Consider the following 14,912-nt stretch of genomic DNA (forward strand, 5'->3'; position numbering starts at 1 on the left):
ATCATGGAGGATCCTTTCAAGCAGCTGCCTGAAATTTTGAACAACGGCCGTATGAGAGCAATAACGTTTAAAGAAGAACATAGACAGAAAGTCCTTCAGAGAACAAGAGATCTCCACAAGCCACCTGCACCAAAAAGCATGTGGTATCACTGGTTTCATCAAAGTTTAAGTCTAGCTCTTGGAGTAGCGTTCATCTTTATTTTTATACAATTTGCCGAAAGCATGCCTTTTCCACTCAAAGAACAAAAAGAAGCTCAATCAATAGCTAAAATCCCTTATGTTAATCAAGCGATCTTAACAAAAGCGAGACATGATATGCGAAACCATCACAAGATTTCAGGTGTGGTGGCTGATCAAAAGAAAGATACTCTTACCGTTTTTATTACGTTTCCAAAGAATCTATCACAAGAGAAACAAATATTTCTTACCGAATCGTATTTAAAAGAAGTATCACACCTTACTTTAAATGAACCATACGTAGTGCAAAAAAATTTGGGAGAGCTATGGAACTATGTTAATGTAAAAGTCTATACAACAAAAGAATCTGAAGACGAGATGTTGAGACAACTTATGCATGTTGAGCAGAACTTCGAGTGGAAAGGTTCGATCAATAAGCATGACGGAATATTGAAATGGGAACGCATACCTGGATATAATAATTAATCTACATGTTAAAAGGTTTTCATTAGAACAGCTAGAAAATAGAATAGATAGGAAACAAGCAAAAGCGGTGAAAAGAATGAAAAAAACACACATTAATTTTTTTACAGAAGTAGGAGCTCAAAAGCCTAATAGTATAAAAAATAAAGAAACACCTTGTCCGTTTTGTCGAATTGATGAGTTAGAGGAAGTTTTGGATAAGCAAGATTCGATCATTCTTGTTAAAAATAAATATACAGTTCTCGATGGTGCCTTTCAAACTGTCTTGATCGAAACAGATGAATGTGAAGGTGAGCTCTCAAACTATTCGAAGGATCATCTATACAAAGTCCTTCGTTTTGGGCTTGAACATTGGAATAACATGTTACACAGCGGTAAATACACGTCTGTGATGTTCTTTAAGAACCACGGTCCTTTATCGGGTGGAACAATCCGCCATCCTCATATGCAGATCATTGGATTAAATGAAGTAGATTGTCTTCACGATTTTTCCGAGAATCAGTTCAAAGGACTGACAATTCTTGAAAAAGAGGGAGTCAGCTTTACTGTATCGACTGAACCAAGAGTTGGGTTCTATGAACTGAATGTCATATGGGAAAAAGACGCAGAGCTTTCTTTATTCGCGGATTGTATTCAAGCTGGAACGCATTTTTTGCTGAATCATTTTCATAGAAGTTGTACAAGTTACAATCTTTTCTTTTATCAACATAACGAAAAGACATATTGCAAGATCATGCCTCGTTTTGTGACCTCACCTCTATATATGGGGTATGGTGTACAGCAAGTAGCGAACAATATTGAAGGAATAGCACAAAGTATTAAAGACCTTTACTTTAAACCATAAGAAAACCAGATCTTCCTCAGATCTGGTTTTTTGCTTGGTCAAATAACGTTTCCATCGCAAAGATAATTAACGGGTGTGTTTCATCCATTACTTTGTTGATCTCAAGCCGCTCTGTCCATTGATGTGCATCCTTACCGAGTGGACCAATGTTAATAACCGGAATATCAAGTTCTCTCATATCATCAAACGGAATATGGTAGCGAGATCCTAGTAATGGGAAGTTACTTGTGAAAGATGAAAGATCACGAGAATCTCCATGAAATCCAATATAGCTCAAGTCAGATAAGCCACTAAAATAGTGGACATTCACGAGCTCGCTGTTGAACGTGTTTTTCGCATGACTGACTACCATATCTGATGTGGCTTTAATCAGCGGGTGGTCGCTTGAACATACGGCTGGATAAAAAGGCGGTGTGTAGAACAAGACGATCATCGGAGAGATGTCTCTGCAAAGACTTGCTAACTCAAATACATATTGTATCGTCAGCTCTCTTTCATCCGCATTCGGATTGTTCGTCTGAAGCATGTTTTCTCTGCGATCAAGTTCTTCTTGTCCATATTTAGTCACGGCGTGTTCATATAGTTCATTAAAAGTAAGTACTTTAATACTTTCTTTTTTCGGCGTGAACGGTATGATTTCAGAGACATTTTTGCTTCTTTCAAAGAGCCGGTCCTCTAATCGAAGGGCTGCGCTTTTTGCGCTTTTTATTAACATATCCGTAATATCCGATAGAGATCGATTAAAGAGCATAAGATTAAACAGTGTTACAGCCGCGTGTGGTATCTGGACAGAGTAGTGATCTTTTAAATCTTTTTGAATCAAGTTCGTTGGTACAGGAGTAGCCTCCTCACGAAACTTCTCTACATAATCGACGTTCCATTCTAGTTCTCTCGTAATCTCAGCAGCCATCACATTTCCGTTCATACCTGCTAGTGGCTCACCTACATGTGTCTCCTTACCATAACAAAGAAAACCAGGAAGAATCTTGCCTGTTGATCCTGTATACATATAGGAAGAAGTATCACCTGGGTATTTTGTGAAGCTTGGTTCTCCGTTCAAACATGTGATGTATTTTATATCATACTCCTCTTGAAGCTGCCGTAAGACACTGACACCCGCAAGCATTCCTTCAGAATGAACTTCTTCATCCGGAACAGAAATCATGAGTACGTTTCCTTTAAAATGACCGGTTGTCGCTTTTTCGATCATCGACATATGAAGAGCGACCCCAGCTTTCATATCCATGATGCCGCGACCGAAAAGCCAATCGCCGCTATTCAGGTCATCTTGAACAAAAGTATGCAGCAGCTCTTTGTTCTCGATAATCTTTTCAGTCAGTTCTTCTGGGCGAAAAGCGAGATGCTTCCATTCACCAAAGTCTTCTACGGAAACAACATCAAAATGGCTCAGCAGAATAATGGTTTCTTTAATCGAAGGATCTTTCTGTACAAACGCAGTGATCAGTTTTCGACCATCTGGAAGAGGATGATGGCGAACGTAATCAGGATGCTTAGTGAAATAGTCTAGTGATGAGAGCGTATGGTGCAGATGTTCGGCCATAAATAATTCTCCATCATGATGGGTGATGCTAGGGATCGAAACTAGGTCTTTTAATAATTTCTTATATCCCTCTTTTGTTTGCCACTTTAACATATGTGTACCTCCTAGATGTATGTCTTTGTTACCTATACTCTTCTTTCCCTGTAAATCCTTCTTTAAAAAGTTTATTGGAATGTATTGACAGATAATCGAAATTAATGGTATATGTGTATTATAACGAGCAGTACACTTAGGACAAAAGGGGTGTCAGCATGATCACTGTAAGGAATCTATCTTATGCATTTAAAATTGGTAAGAAAGAAAAAGAGAATATCGTACCGGTTCTGCATCATGTCGATCTGCAAGTAGCTGAAGGTGAGATCGTAGCGATCGTAGGAAGAAGCGGATCAGGAAAGTCGACTCTATTAAACCTGATTTCTGGTTTTATTAAATTGCAAACAGGAGAGATCACGATTGATGGACAACAGGTAAGCAAATTGTCTGAATCAAAATGGGCTGAATTCCGATTAGAGCATCTAGGATTTATATTTCAAAGCTTTCAGCTGATTCCTAGTATGACAGCCTATGAAAATGTAGAGCTGCCATTAGTATTAAAAGGCGTTAGCGAAAAAGATAGAAAAGATCAAACGATAAAAATGTTAAAGAAGGTTGGATTAGAGAAGTACCAAAGTCATTATCCGGGAGAGCTTTCAGGAGGTCAGCAGCAGCGCGTCAGTATAGCCCGGGCACTAATCCTGAATCCTCCTCTTATCCTAGCGGATGAACCAACAGGTAGTCTTGATTCTGAGAACGAAAAAGAACTATTAAACTTTATTAAAGAATTGAATGAAAAAGATGGTATTACGTTTTTAATCATTACACATGACCATGAAGTAGCTTCGATCGCTCATCGAAAAGTGGAGATCAGAGACGGTTACTTAAGAGAAGGGAGCAAGCTTCATGAAGTTCAAAGATAAACATCGGTTCGTAAGAAGTAATATGAAAAGAAACAAGACTCGTGTATGGATGACAATCCTGGCATCTACGATGGGGTGTGCCTTTTTGATCATGCTCGCCTCTGTAGGCTTTGCGATTCATAAGACTGCGGTAGATGATGTGATGAGTTATCGATTGATGAACGAGATTGAAATACAGAATGAAAACGGTCCTTTGGTTGAGGAAGACGTGAAAAAACTCCAAGATATTAAGAATGTTAAAGCGGTTAGTCGAAAGAAATATGTACCTGCGAGCGAAATGACCCTAAGGGAATACACGGTATATGCTGAAGTAAACAGTGTAAATATGCCTTCTGAGAGAAAAGCGGGTTTGCAACTTGAAAAAGGGAGAATGCCTAAGAGTAAAAATGAGATTATAATTGGACACCATTTTGCTCAAGAATTAAGAAAAGAGATGCCAGAAAACTTTACAGAAGGAATGAGTGACGAAGAGGCACAAAAGGAGATGAAGAAATTTGCTTATGACGGAGATTTATTAAATCAAACATTAACCTATCATATGAAGGTAGATAATCCAGACATCAAAACAGAAACACAGATAAAAACGGTACAAGTAAAAGTTGTAGGAATTAAAGAGAAACCAAAAAAAGAATGGATGACTGACAGTTCGGTAATGATTACAGACGATCTTCATAGTGAAATTATGCCTCTATTAACTGAAATAGATCCTGAACTTAAGAACAGTGATGATTCTTACACTTCTGTCAGAGTATATACGTCTTCAGCCGAAGATGTTAAAGAAGTGTCCGAAAAGATTAAAGATAAAGGATATCTTACTTATTCTGTTGTTAGCGAACTAAAAGAACTGAACATCTATTTTACATTGTTTAAAGCAGGATTAATCTTTATCGGTGCTATTGCTGTACTTATTGCTTCTATTGGCATTTTTAATACGATGACGATGGCTGTTACGGAACGCTCCCAAGATATCGGAATCATGAAAGCGATTGGCGCTACACCAAAAACGATCAAGCGCATCTTTCTTTTAGAGAGTGGATACATCGGACTATGGGGAGTGGGATTAGGAACCATTTTAGCGTATCTCATCAGCTATGGAATCAATTTCGCTCTTCCTATCATCGTTGAACAGTTTATGAACGAAAAGCCACCAGAAGATTTCATTTTGTCTTATATCCCGTGGAGCCTGACTGTAATCGCTGTTACGATCTGTATGAGCGTAACTTTACTTTCTGGTTGGCGGCCAGCAGCTAAAGCCACCACTGTTGATGTATTAAAAGCTTTAAGAAGAGATGTATAAAAAAGCATCAGCCGAAATTAAGTAATCGGCTGGTGTTTTCTTTTTGTATAAGCAATCAAAACGGATTAGCTCTTTTTAGAGGATAACTCTAAACCAAAATCGAAAGGGATATAACAGAGGAGTAAATGAGCATATGAAACAGAACAGCACAAAGCAAATTATTGCCATGGGAGGCGGAGGCTTTTCCATGGAGCCCGAGAATAAACGGTTAGATCGGTATATTCTGAAGCAGAGTACAGCTGATCGACCTCGCATTTGTTTTATTCCTACAGCAAGCGGTGATGCGGATGGTTATATCGAACGATTTTATAAAGCTTTTCAATCTGAAGATTGTGAACCTGCACATCTTTCACTCTTTTCACCACCTGAACATTTGGAGAGTTTTGTAGAGCAGCAGGATATTTTTTATGTAGGTGGTGGCAATACAAAAAATCTTTTAGCGCTATGGAGAGAATGGGATCTAGATGTTCTTTTGAAGAAAGCATATGAAGATGGAAAGATTTTAGCGGGACTCAGCGCGGGATCTCTCTGCTGGTTTGAAGAAGGCGTAACCGATTCCTTCGGTCCACTGGCTAAGCTAGACTGTTTAGCCTTCATCAAAGGAAGTCATTGTCCGCATTATGATGGAGAAACAGAGCGAAGACCTGCTTATCATAAACTTATCGAAAATGGACTGAAAGCGGGATATGCTGCAGATGATGGAGCGGGACTGCATTTTGTGGATGGCGAACTGCATACCGTTGTCAGTTCAAGGGAAAACGCGAAAGCCTATTTGGTAGAGTTTGATGGAGAGAACGTGAACGAGCAGGAGATTGAGACACTTTTTTTAAAATAAAGGTTTAAAGTTCTGATGATTGGGCGGAAAATGTACTATTCGTTAATCATCAGGAGGTAAATCGCTTTGAAAAAAATAGGAACAGTTTTGTTCTATATGATGCTCGTACTCTTACTCGCATCATGTGGTAACAAAGATAAAGAAAACGAGCATAAAAATCATGATATGGAAGAGTCCAAAGCGCAATCTCAAGCTGCATCTAGTAAGGTGAAAGGCGGTTCATATATCGTAAACCTTGTTAATGCAAAAGGAGATAAAGCAGGAGAAGCAACGTTAACCCAAACCGGAGATGGGGTAAAGGTCGAAGTGAATGCAACTGGGGTAAAGCCAGGTGAACATGGCATTCATTTTCATGAAACAGCAAAGTGTACACCACCGGATTTCAAGTCTGCAGGAGCACACTTTAATCCTACCGAAAAGAAGCATGGATTTCTGAATCCGAAAGGACCACACGTAGGAGATATTCAAAATGTGAAGGCTGATAAAAGCGGAGTCGTAAAAGACGAAGTTCTATCCAACCTCGTGACACTTTCTGAAGACAGTAAAAACTCTCTTTTTGCTAACGGTGGAACATCACTAGTTATCCATGACAAAGCCGATGACTATAAAACAGATCCAGCAGGAAATTCGGGAGATCGTGTTTTGTGCGGGGTTATCAAAAAGTAAGGTTATTTAAACAAAGCTAGCCCCTCATCGTAACGGGATGAGGGGCCAGCTTTTTATTTAACTTCCTGTACTCGTAAATGCCTTCAGCCCTCTATTCCAAAACCAGTACGCAATGATGCAAGAGACAATTGCGACAACAGGTGTTAAGAGAGCCATTCTTTCAAACCCTGAACCTTTAATAAAATAAGCTGCAGGATAAAAAGCAGTAAATCCATAAGGAACAATCCATGTTAGGAAGTGACGGATTCCTTTATGATAGATCGTTAAAGGATAACGAGCAAAATCACTTAAATTAAAGATTGTCCATACAATTGGCAGACTGTCGACCATCCAAAACGACAGAGTCGCAAAGAAGAGGTTGATTGCGACGAAAATGAAACCTGATGCGATAATCATGACAACAAGTATAAAGAATTCCAGGACACCCCAAGAGATGCCTAAGTGTGGCATTGCTGTACTGATGACGATAATCCCTATGAACAACTGACCAAAACCATCTTGCTGCAATCGGTCTGCGATAAAATGAAACAGAGGATTAATCGGTCTGATTAAAAGACGGTCGAATTTGCCTGGTCGAATATACTGCCAGCCAAGCGTCCATAGATTATCAAAGAATATATGATGGATGGAACGGCCAGTAGCAGCAATTCCGTAAATAAATAAAATTTCATAAAAGGTCCAACCGTTTAAGGCATGGATATGATCAAAAACAATTTTAACGAAGAAAATTCCTGCGAACTGCTGAAGCATAACAGAGAGGACACCAAGTAAGAAATCCATCCTGTACTCCAACATGACTTTTAAGTTTTGTTTGCAAAATAAGTAATATAATTTCACATATCGTGATAGCATCAGCGTCACCTCCTAACCTCCAAAAATAGTTACCTTTTTTATTGCGATTGTCCATAACACTCTTAATAAGACAAAGAGTGAAACCGCCCAAAATACTTGTGATCCGAGCGCCAGCCAAGCTTCTGTTCCTGAGAGGATGCCAGTGTAGATCGCAACTGGTACATAGACCATCGCTTGGAATGGTAGAAACAGACTTATTGTTTGAAACCATTCTGGAAAGAGAATAAGCGGGACAAGCGCACCAGAAAAAAAGGAGATAACTGCTTCTTTCATGACTTGCAGACCCCAAAGATTTATCGTCCAAAATGCTAGAATGGCAATCAATAGATCAAAAAAAGTACCGATCCAAATACCCATAAATGCACTGATTAAGAATAATAGACCGGCTTGCCATGTAGTTGGCAGTGTGATATCCATAAAAATAAATGCGAGAATGCTTAAAGGCAGAGCCCCACGTACAAAATGAATAATTTTATCACCTAGATCCATAGCGACCAAACGAGTAATCAAGTTGTAAGGCCTCATCAATTCTATCGCAACATTTCCATCTTTAATCGTATGGGCCAATTCCTGACCTACACCTGAAACAAACATCTGTAAAAACATAGCGATAATGATGTACGTAATCATCCCGTCGAATGGCAGTCCTTCAATCTCTGTTCTGCTGCTGTAAACGGCTTTCCAAAAGAAATAGATAACAAGCATCCGGAGCAAAATAGAAAAAGTATTAGCCCAGAACCATGCTGAGTAGGCAGCATGTACTTGCATCTGCACTCTAGCAAACTCAAAGTATTTCCTCATGCTGAACCTCCTTTTTCATGCCTCTTCCATATATTTCTTCTACGATGGTTTCTATCTTGGCATCGGCAATGGTTAAATCAGCAACAGAATAATGGTTCATCATCGTATGGATGACTTCTGCACCAGAGATATGTTTATTGCTGAATGATAGGGATACAAGATGTGGTTCTTCATCGCTTTTTGGAAGTACCTCTGTTATGTCACACAAGGTTTCCGGCAAAACAAAAGAATCAGCAGCATCTTCTAGTTCAAAATGAATTACGCGCTTATCACCGAACTGTGATTTGATATCTTGGATAGACCCATCATAGATCACACTTCCATCATCGATGATGATGATTCGCTGACAGATCTCTTCGATGTCCTGCATGTCATGAGTGGTGAGAAGCACAGTTGTGCCGTATCTAGCGTTCATCTGTTTGATGAAAGCACGGATTCGAACCTTTACAGCTACATCTAATCCGATTGTAGGTTCATCCAAATAGACCACTTTTGGTCGGTGTAAAAATGCAGCAGCAAGTTCACAGCGCATCTTTTGTCCTAATGAAAGCTGTCTTACAGGGATACCAAGCAAGGGTTCTAAATGAAGTACTTCTACGAACTCTTTTAAAGTCTCTTCATATTGTGCTTGAGGAATCTCGTAAATGTGTTTAAGAAGCTCATAGCTTTCTCTGACCGGAATGTCCCAGAATAATTGTGTACGTTGACCGAATACAGCACCAATATGACTTGCATTCTGTTGTCTGTTCTCGTAAGGGATGATGCCATTTACCTTAACCTCTCCTGAAGTTGGAGTGAGAATGCCTGTTAACATCTTAATCGTAGTAGATTTCCCAGCACCGTTCGCACCAATATAGCCAACCATCTCTCCAGCATTAATATGCATGTTGATCTTCTTCACAGCTTTTTTTGTTTCAAATTTCCTATGAAACAATGATTTAATGGCTCCTCTTAATCCAGGATCTCGTTTTGCGATCTTATAATGTTTTTCTAAATTTTTTACGACGATCATAATTGTTCTCCTTAAAAATGGACACAAAAAAACCACAGACAAATACCTGCGGATGTGTGTGCATATGTAATTTTTTGCTCACCAAAAAAACACGCCAGGTTATAAATCGAAGGGATATAAAGTTAGTTTGATTGTATGATAGAAATCCACATGTTATCCTTCTCCTTTTTGAAAACGGTTGCACTAAGTATACAGAAAACAACAGAAAATGTAAAATATATCCTTGTTTTCGGATAGAAAGCGCTAGTTTAACGAAATCAAGCTTTGGGAAAGTAGAGCTAATGTAGACGTTTTTATAAAAGGTTCTTTTCTAGAAAATTGTTGTATCTATCATTTGTGTTTTTCTTCTTTGAATATTGATTGAAGTGTAAGATGCGAGACTCTCGGCTAGGACAGGTGGGCAGGTGAGACACTTAAAAGTGAAACGTACGAATGTGGCTCACCGCCTGCCCCGCGGAAAGCGAGCATCTGAAACGGAGATCAATTACTACAGAGTGCAACATGAATAGAAAACAACCTTATTAAATGAGAAAAAAGGAGGACGAACATGTACGATTACAATGGAGTTACAGATTCTTGGATGGCTTATTTAGGTAGATTGCCAGATTTGCTTCTTGCTATTTTAGTTTTATTAATTGGTTGGCTGATCGCCTCATTGGTTGCAAAAGCAGTAAAAAAAGCATTACACAAAACGGATTTTGACAACAAAGTCTTGAAGTGGATGAAGCCTGATAACCATGAAGATCAAGTGCAACAAACGCGCACCAGCAAGTATTCTTCTGAAGAAGTAATCAGTAAGGTTGTATTTTGGATTCTAATGGCAGTAGCCGTTGTCATGTTCTTGAACATGCTTAGTCTTCCGTATGTCGCACAACCAATATCAAATGCTTTAGGTGTGATTGCGGCAGCGATTCCTAATTTACTAAAAGCTGCACTAATCGCGGCAGTAGCTTGGTTGATCGCCTCTGGTTTATCGATATTAGTCAGAAAGTTAGGCCAGAATACCCGATTTGAAAGGTTGTTACACCGTTGGAAGTTGACTCGTGACCCTTCTCAATCTGACAAGGCTGTTTTCTCAGCATCAAAAGCTGTATTTTACCTCACATTATTATTGTTCCTACCAGCAGTATTATCTGCATTAGGCATTGATGCCATTTCTGAACCATTGGAAGGCATGCTAACAGGCCTCTTCGCATTCTTACCAAAACTGCTCGGAGCGGCAATCATTCTTTTTGTAGGGTGGTTGGTTGCTAAAATCGTTAAAGAGATCATCGTTAACTTCTTAGCGAGCATTGGTACAGACCGATTAGCTTCAAAACTTGGTGCGGATCGTGCACTTGAAAAGACATCTCTTTCTCAAATCATTGGGACCATCGTGTATGTATTTATCTTAATTCCAGTTGTTATTTCAGCTTTAGAAACACTTGATATCAATGGTATTTCTGGACCTGCAATCGGTATGTTAGGTCAGATCATGGACATGATTCCAAACATCATTGTTGCGATCCTTTTAGTAGCAGTCGGATTATTGTTAGGAAAATGGGTAAAACAAGCTGTTACCTCTTTATTAGAACGAGTTGGTTTCAATGGCATCTTTTATAAGATGGGTCTTGGATCACTTCATAAAACAAATCAGACGTTTACGCTCTCTGAAATGATTGGTTATGCGGCTCAAGTCGTTGTTGTGCTGCTGTTTACGATTGAAGCCCTGCAACTTGTTAAGCTAGAGAGCCTAGTTAATATACTCTCGGTGGTACTTGCATATATCCCAATGGTGTTAACAGCTGTGTTGATACTAGGAATCGGGTTCTATGCTGGAGACCTTGTGAAACGCGTTGTTCAGAGTATGATCAAACAACAAACTGAAGGCAAGCTGCTTGGCAACATCGCAAAGTATACGATCATCACACTTGCTTTCTTTATGGCTCTTGATCAGCTTGGAGTAGCGAAAACGATTGTAAATGCTGCATTTATTCTCATATTAGGTGGTTTTACGATTGCGTTTGGTCTAGCATTCGGACTCGGTGGTCGTGAAGCGGCTGGACGCACGCTTAATAAATGGAGTCGAAAAATGGAAGAGACAACGATTCAAAGTCCGGACCCAGCAGAATGGAAAGACAAGACGAGTTTAAAAGATTTCCGAACAGATTCTTCTAAACCGGAAAGCAATCTTATAGACGTAGAAATAAATAAACCACATACGATTTCCAAAGATCGTCAGTTCGATCATTTAAATACACCTAGTGATGAATTTGGTATAAACAATAAACCAAAACGAAATGAGTAAATAAACTATAGAATGAAATCGGCTCATAGAGGTGAAACTATCCCTTTATGAGTCGTTTTTAATCTGTTTTGCAGTTGTACTTTTAAGACATTGCTTATTAGATAGGATTATAAATGAGGAAAGGAGTTAAACAGTATGCTACTTGCCGCCTTTTGGGGAGGAATAGCAGGTTCTGCTGTACTTCTAGGATGTTTTACAGCACTAGCTTTTCGTATTCCTAAAAAATGGACAGCTTGGATTATGGCATTTGGAACAGGGATCTTAATTGGTGCGGTCTCTTTTGAGCTTTTGATCGAGGCAGTAGAGCAGAGCAATTTAATGGTTACATCCGCTGGCTTCATTCTAGGAGCAGCGATCTTTACCGGTATCAATAGTTTACTTGCTAAAAAGGGTGGACATGAAAGGAAGAAGTCTGGCGATAAGAAAACAAAGGGTGTAGGAATGGCGATATTTCTGGGAACTTTGTTAGATGCCATTCCAGAATCTGTGTTGATAGGTGCAAGCTTGATTGATCACAGCAAGGTAAGCTGGCTCCTAGTAGTGGCCATTTTCTTAAGCAACTTTCCTGAAGGGCTTTCAAGTTCAATAGGGTTGTTAAGAGAAGGATTCTCTCGTCGGAAAATTCTTGGAATGTGGCTTTCTGTTTTTGCTATTTCTGCACTCGCCGCTTTTCTTGGGTATCTCTTGTTAGAGAATGCTTCTGTAGCTTCACTTTCGTTGATTGGTGCATTTGCAGGAGGTGCCATCATGGCGATGGTAGCGTCTACCATGCTTCCTGAAGCACATGAAGATGCGGGAGTTGCTGTAGGTTTTATAACTTCCCTAGGACTTTTGTGTTCGATGCTTCTAACTCATTTATCATGAATGGAGCGTTGAAAATAAAAAAAGCTGTCAAAAGTAAAAACTTTTGAACAGCTTCATTTTGATTAAAGCTTAAACCAGCCTCTAGATTCTAAATCTTCAGAGTTTCTCTTCTTGTGCTTCTTTTTCTTCCAATGATCGTGTGTTGAGGAAGACTCTTTGCACCAGCTAGAAGATGAAGAAGAAGATGATGATGAAGATTCTTTTTTGCACCACAGTACAGAAGAACTGGAGGATGAAGAAGATGACGAAGATGAAGATTCAGGTTTACACCATACAACTGATGAACTTGAACTCGAGCTTGAACTTGAAGAAGATTCTGGCTTGCATTCTTCTTTCTTTTTGCAGCAAGGCTTTTCTTTCTTACAGCATAAGATTCTGCAGTTGCTGCTTTCGTCGTCACCAATTTCGCCTGCTTGCGTAATAAAGTTGATAGAGCCGATCGCGATAATTACAAGTTCGTCGTCTTCTACTACTTGAATGGATGTGCGGTTAACACGAGTTAGTACGCCTTCCACTTCACCATCATCGTCACTTCCGTCATTCACTCTTACTTTACAGTTGATCAGCTTTCGTAAGATGCTTTGGAACGTATCATTACAGACCTTTTTACGATCCGTGTTGCAACAGTTTCTGTCGGTTGCTACTGATACAGATCTTACATTATTTAAAGGAAAGTAAAGAACCTCTCTGTCATCTGTCTTGATTGCTATAAAGTCTCTTCCAACACAGACGAGTTTGCCAGACTCTTCTACATCTTCCCCTGCTCTGACTGTAACGTGCTTACATAATAAATTAGCAAGCTCTCGAGGTGAGAGTTTGTGTTTACAATTCAAAATATTGCCTCCTGGTAATGGTATTGACTATTTCTTGTCCATGCATTATATGTAACAAGTTTTGAAAGTGCATATGACACTTGTCTATATATATAAGTTTTAAAACTAATTTTTTTCGTTTTAGTATGTGTTTTGATGGATATAGGAAGGGATTTCTAAAAAAAATTATTTAAATTTCACCCAAATCCAATTTTTTGTATATAATGATTGGAAAGAAGAAAAGAGGAGGGATTGTAATGAAGGGAACTCGATATAAAAGTACTCAATTCCTTACAATTCACCTTATTCGAAAGAACAGATGACATTTTTATTGTCATTTGTTCTTTTTTTGTACCCCGTTTTCTTTATGTGTATGAAGAAGGAGGAAAAAGCAGATGCGATATAAAAGAGTACTGATTAAATTAAGTGGTGGTGCGCTCGCTGGCGAACAAGGATCAGGTTTTGATCATCTTTCTTTAAACCATATTGCAAAAGAAGTGCTATCTGTTCTTGAAAAAGATATTGAAGTGGCTATCGTTGTAGGCGGAGGAAATATTTTTAGAGGGAATTTAGCAGAGTATTGGGGCATTGAAAGAGTTGAAGCTGACCAGATCGGAACGTTAGGAACAGTCATAAATAGCTTGATGCTTAGAGGGGTCCTGAAAAGTAAAATAGACCAAGAAGTAAGAGTGATGAGCTCTGTACCGATCAGTGCTGTAGCAGAACCTTACATCCGATTAAGAGCGGTACATCATTTAAACAAAGGATATATCGTCATTTTTGCTGGTGGCAATGGTCAGCCCTATGTGACGACGGACTATCCTGCAGTTCAAAGAGCGCTCGAGATGAACTGCGATGCCATTCTCTGTGCAAAGCAGGGAGTAGATGGTGTGTATGACAGCGATCCTAATCGGTTTAAACAGGCAAGGAAATATGCTACTTTGCACTATGATGAGGCTATCAGGAACAATTTAAAAGTGATGGATCAATCTGCCCTCATTCTCGCTCGTGATCATGGATTGCCGATCCATCTCTTTGATTTTAATCAAGAAGGGTCGTTTCTGAAGATATGTAACGGTGAAGATGTAGGCACATTCATCAGTCACAATATAGAAACAGCTCTTGTGTAAATTATTTTTAAAAAGCTGATTTCGTATTATCCTTTGTTGCTTTTGAGAGTAGTTGATTTCCGTTACAGATGATCGCTTTCCATGGGGCGTGCGGTGAGCCTCGTGTCTAGTTGCAGTGACTAGCCCCTCGAGGTCAAAAGGTAAACGGTCAAGAAGGCAAGAGCGCCTTCCAAGCCCATTTACCTTTTGCTTGTCGGGGCTGAACGAGTCACTTCCACTTTTCGGACTGCCGCTTTGCGCCATTAGGAGTCTCCACCTGACCGCTCGTCCCATAGGAGTCTCGCATCTTTCACTTCAATCAACTTGTCAATGAAGTAAAAAGCAAAAGAAACAAT

General features: G+C 39.4%; 14 protein-coding genes. 9 read left to right on the plus strand and 5 right to left on the minus strand.

Translation table 11 applies throughout. From position 1 onward, the window contains the following. Positions 1-3: 3 nt before the first annotated feature. Positions 4-663, plus strand: a complete 660-nt coding sequence (locus HU823_RS09630) for a hypothetical protein (RefSeq protein ID WP_144698204.1) — start codon at positions 4-6, stop codon at positions 661-663. A gap of 76 nt (positions 664-739) precedes the next feature. Then, a complete protein-coding gene (locus tag HU823_RS09635) occupies positions 740-1,504 on the plus strand; it encodes a DUF4931 domain-containing protein (protein ID WP_144698206.1) in 765 nt (254 codons plus the stop codon). Positions 1,505-1,520: 16 nt separating this feature from the next. Here the strand turns inward: HU823_RS09635 and HU823_RS09640 are convergent, their stop codons facing one another. Beyond that, entirely contained in the window at positions 1,521-3,158 is a 1,638-nt protein-coding gene (locus HU823_RS09640) for a M20/M25/M40 family metallo-hydrolase (protein ID WP_197221959.1), read from the minus strand. A 158-nt stretch (positions 3,159-3,316) separates the two neighbouring features. On the opposite strand from HU823_RS09640, the gene HU823_RS09645 reads away from it, so the two are divergent. The 4 genes from HU823_RS09645 (at position 3,317) to HU823_RS09660 (ending at position 6,819) form a co-directional block, all read left to right on the plus strand. Then, complete coding sequence (locus HU823_RS09645; RefSeq protein WP_197221960.1) at positions 3,317-4,021, plus strand: ABC transporter ATP-binding protein; 705 nt, start codon at positions 3,317-3,319, stop codon at positions 4,019-4,021. After that, positions 4,005-5,318, plus strand: a complete 1,314-nt coding sequence (locus HU823_RS09650; RefSeq protein ID WP_197221961.1) for an ABC transporter permease — start codon at positions 4,005-4,007, stop codon at positions 5,316-5,318. The genes HU823_RS09645 and HU823_RS09650 overlap by 17 nt, the downstream gene beginning before the upstream one ends. A gap of 133 nt (positions 5,319-5,451) precedes the next feature. Beyond that, on the plus strand, positions 5,452-6,153 hold the full coding sequence (locus HU823_RS09655; RefSeq protein ID WP_197221962.1) for a peptidase E: 702 nt from the start codon (positions 5,452-5,454) through the stop codon (positions 6,151-6,153). A gap of 66 nt (positions 6,154-6,219) precedes the next feature. After that, complete coding sequence (locus HU823_RS09660) at positions 6,220-6,819, plus strand: superoxide dismutase family protein (RefSeq protein ID WP_197221963.1); 600 nt, start codon at positions 6,220-6,222, stop codon at positions 6,817-6,819. Between the two features lie 57 nt (positions 6,820-6,876). On the opposite strand, the gene HU823_RS09665 is transcribed toward HU823_RS09660, so the two are convergent. Genes HU823_RS09665 through HU823_RS09675 form a run of 3 tightly spaced genes read right to left on the minus strand, consistent with a single transcriptional unit; the run spans position 6,877 to position 9,484 of the window. Further along, positions 6,877-7,671: an ABC transporter permease gene (locus HU823_RS09665; protein WP_231607356.1), complete on the minus strand. Its 795-nt coding sequence runs from the start codon at positions 7,669-7,671 to the stop codon at positions 6,877-6,879. Positions 7,672-7,683: 12 nt separating this feature from the next. Further along, positions 7,684-8,472, minus strand: coding sequence for an ABC transporter permease (locus tag HU823_RS09670; RefSeq protein WP_197221964.1), 789 nt, complete (start codon positions 8,470-8,472; stop codon positions 7,684-7,686). Beyond that, positions 8,456-9,484, minus strand: coding sequence for an ABC transporter ATP-binding protein (locus HU823_RS09675; protein WP_197221965.1), 1,029 nt, complete (start codon positions 9,482-9,484; stop codon positions 8,456-8,458). Before HU823_RS09675 ends, HU823_RS09670 begins: the two co-directional genes overlap by 17 nt. Before the next feature lie 547 nt (positions 9,485-10,031). On the opposite strand from HU823_RS09675, the gene HU823_RS09680 reads away from it, so the two are divergent. Together HU823_RS09680 and HU823_RS09685 are read left to right on the plus strand one after the other, a co-directional pair. Beyond that, positions 10,032-11,771: a mechanosensitive ion channel gene (locus HU823_RS09680; RefSeq protein WP_197221966.1), complete on the plus strand. Its 1,740-nt coding sequence runs from the start codon at positions 10,032-10,034 to the stop codon at positions 11,769-11,771. Between the two features lie 135 nt (positions 11,772-11,906). Further along, positions 11,907-12,635, plus strand: a complete 729-nt coding sequence (locus HU823_RS09685) for a ZIP family metal transporter (RefSeq protein ID WP_144698226.1) — start codon at positions 11,907-11,909, stop codon at positions 12,633-12,635. A gap of 62 nt (positions 12,636-12,697) precedes the next feature. On the opposite strand, the gene HU823_RS09690 is transcribed toward HU823_RS09685, so the two are convergent. Beyond that, positions 12,698-13,468: a hypothetical protein gene (locus HU823_RS09690; protein ID WP_197221967.1), complete on the minus strand. Its 771-nt coding sequence runs from the start codon at positions 13,466-13,468 to the stop codon at positions 12,698-12,700. 374 nt (positions 13,469-13,842) lie between these two features. Here HU823_RS09690 and pyrH point away from each other — a divergent pair, with 374 nt between their 5' ends. Continuing rightward, the gene (pyrH, locus tag HU823_RS09695) at positions 13,843-14,577 is read left to right on the plus strand and encodes a UMP kinase (protein WP_144698228.1); all 735 of its coding nucleotides are present in this window, start codon (positions 13,843-13,845) and stop codon (positions 14,575-14,577) included. The last annotated feature ends 335 nt before the right edge of the window (positions 14,578-14,912 follow it).

It is taken from the genome of Fictibacillus sp. 18YEL24 (assembly GCF_015903855.1).
In the GTDB taxonomy this organism is placed as follows: domain Bacteria; phylum Bacillota; class Bacilli; order Bacillales; family Fictibacillaceae; genus Fictibacillus; species Fictibacillus phosphorivorans_C.

What these genes read in the sequence shown, in the direction of transcription:
- HU823_RS09630 (WP_144698204.1), top strand. Translation starts at nt 4, where the DNA reads ATGGAGGATCCTTTCAAGCAGCTGCCTGAAATTTTGAACAACGGCCGT.
- HU823_RS09635 (WP_144698206.1), top strand. Translation starts at nt 740, where the DNA reads ATGAAAAAAACACACATTAATTTTTTTACAGAAGTAGGAGCTCAAAAG.
- HU823_RS09640 (WP_197221959.1), bottom strand. Translation starts at nt 3,158, where the DNA reads ATGTTAAAGTGGCAAACAAAAGAGGGATATAAGAAATTATTAAAAGAC.
- HU823_RS09645 (WP_197221960.1), top strand. Translation starts at nt 3,317, where the DNA reads ATGATCACTGTAAGGAATCTATCTTATGCATTTAAAATTGGTAAGAAA.
- HU823_RS09650 (WP_197221961.1), top strand. Translation starts at nt 4,005, where the DNA reads ATGAAGTTCAAAGATAAACATCGGTTCGTAAGAAGTAATATGAAAAGA.
- HU823_RS09655 (WP_197221962.1), top strand. Translation starts at nt 5,452, where the DNA reads ATGAAACAGAACAGCACAAAGCAAATTATTGCCATGGGAGGCGGAGGC.
- HU823_RS09665 (WP_231607356.1), bottom strand. Translation starts at nt 7,671, where the DNA reads ATGCTATCACGATATGTGAAATTATATTACTTATTTTGCAAACAAAAC.
- HU823_RS09670 (WP_197221964.1), bottom strand. Translation starts at nt 8,472, where the DNA reads ATGAGGAAATACTTTGAGTTTGCTAGAGTGCAGATGCAAGTACATGCT.
- HU823_RS09675 (WP_197221965.1), bottom strand. Translation starts at nt 9,484, where the DNA reads ATGATCGTCGTAAAAAATTTAGAAAAACATTATAAGATCGCAAAACGA.
- HU823_RS09680 (WP_197221966.1), top strand. Translation starts at nt 10,032, where the DNA reads ATGTACGATTACAATGGAGTTACAGATTCTTGGATGGCTTATTTAGGT.
- HU823_RS09685 (WP_144698226.1), top strand. Translation starts at nt 11,907, where the DNA reads ATGCTACTTGCCGCCTTTTGGGGAGGAATAGCAGGTTCTGCTGTACTT.
- pyrH (WP_144698228.1), top strand. Translation starts at nt 13,843, where the DNA reads ATGCGATATAAAAGAGTACTGATTAAATTAAGTGGTGGTGCGCTCGCT.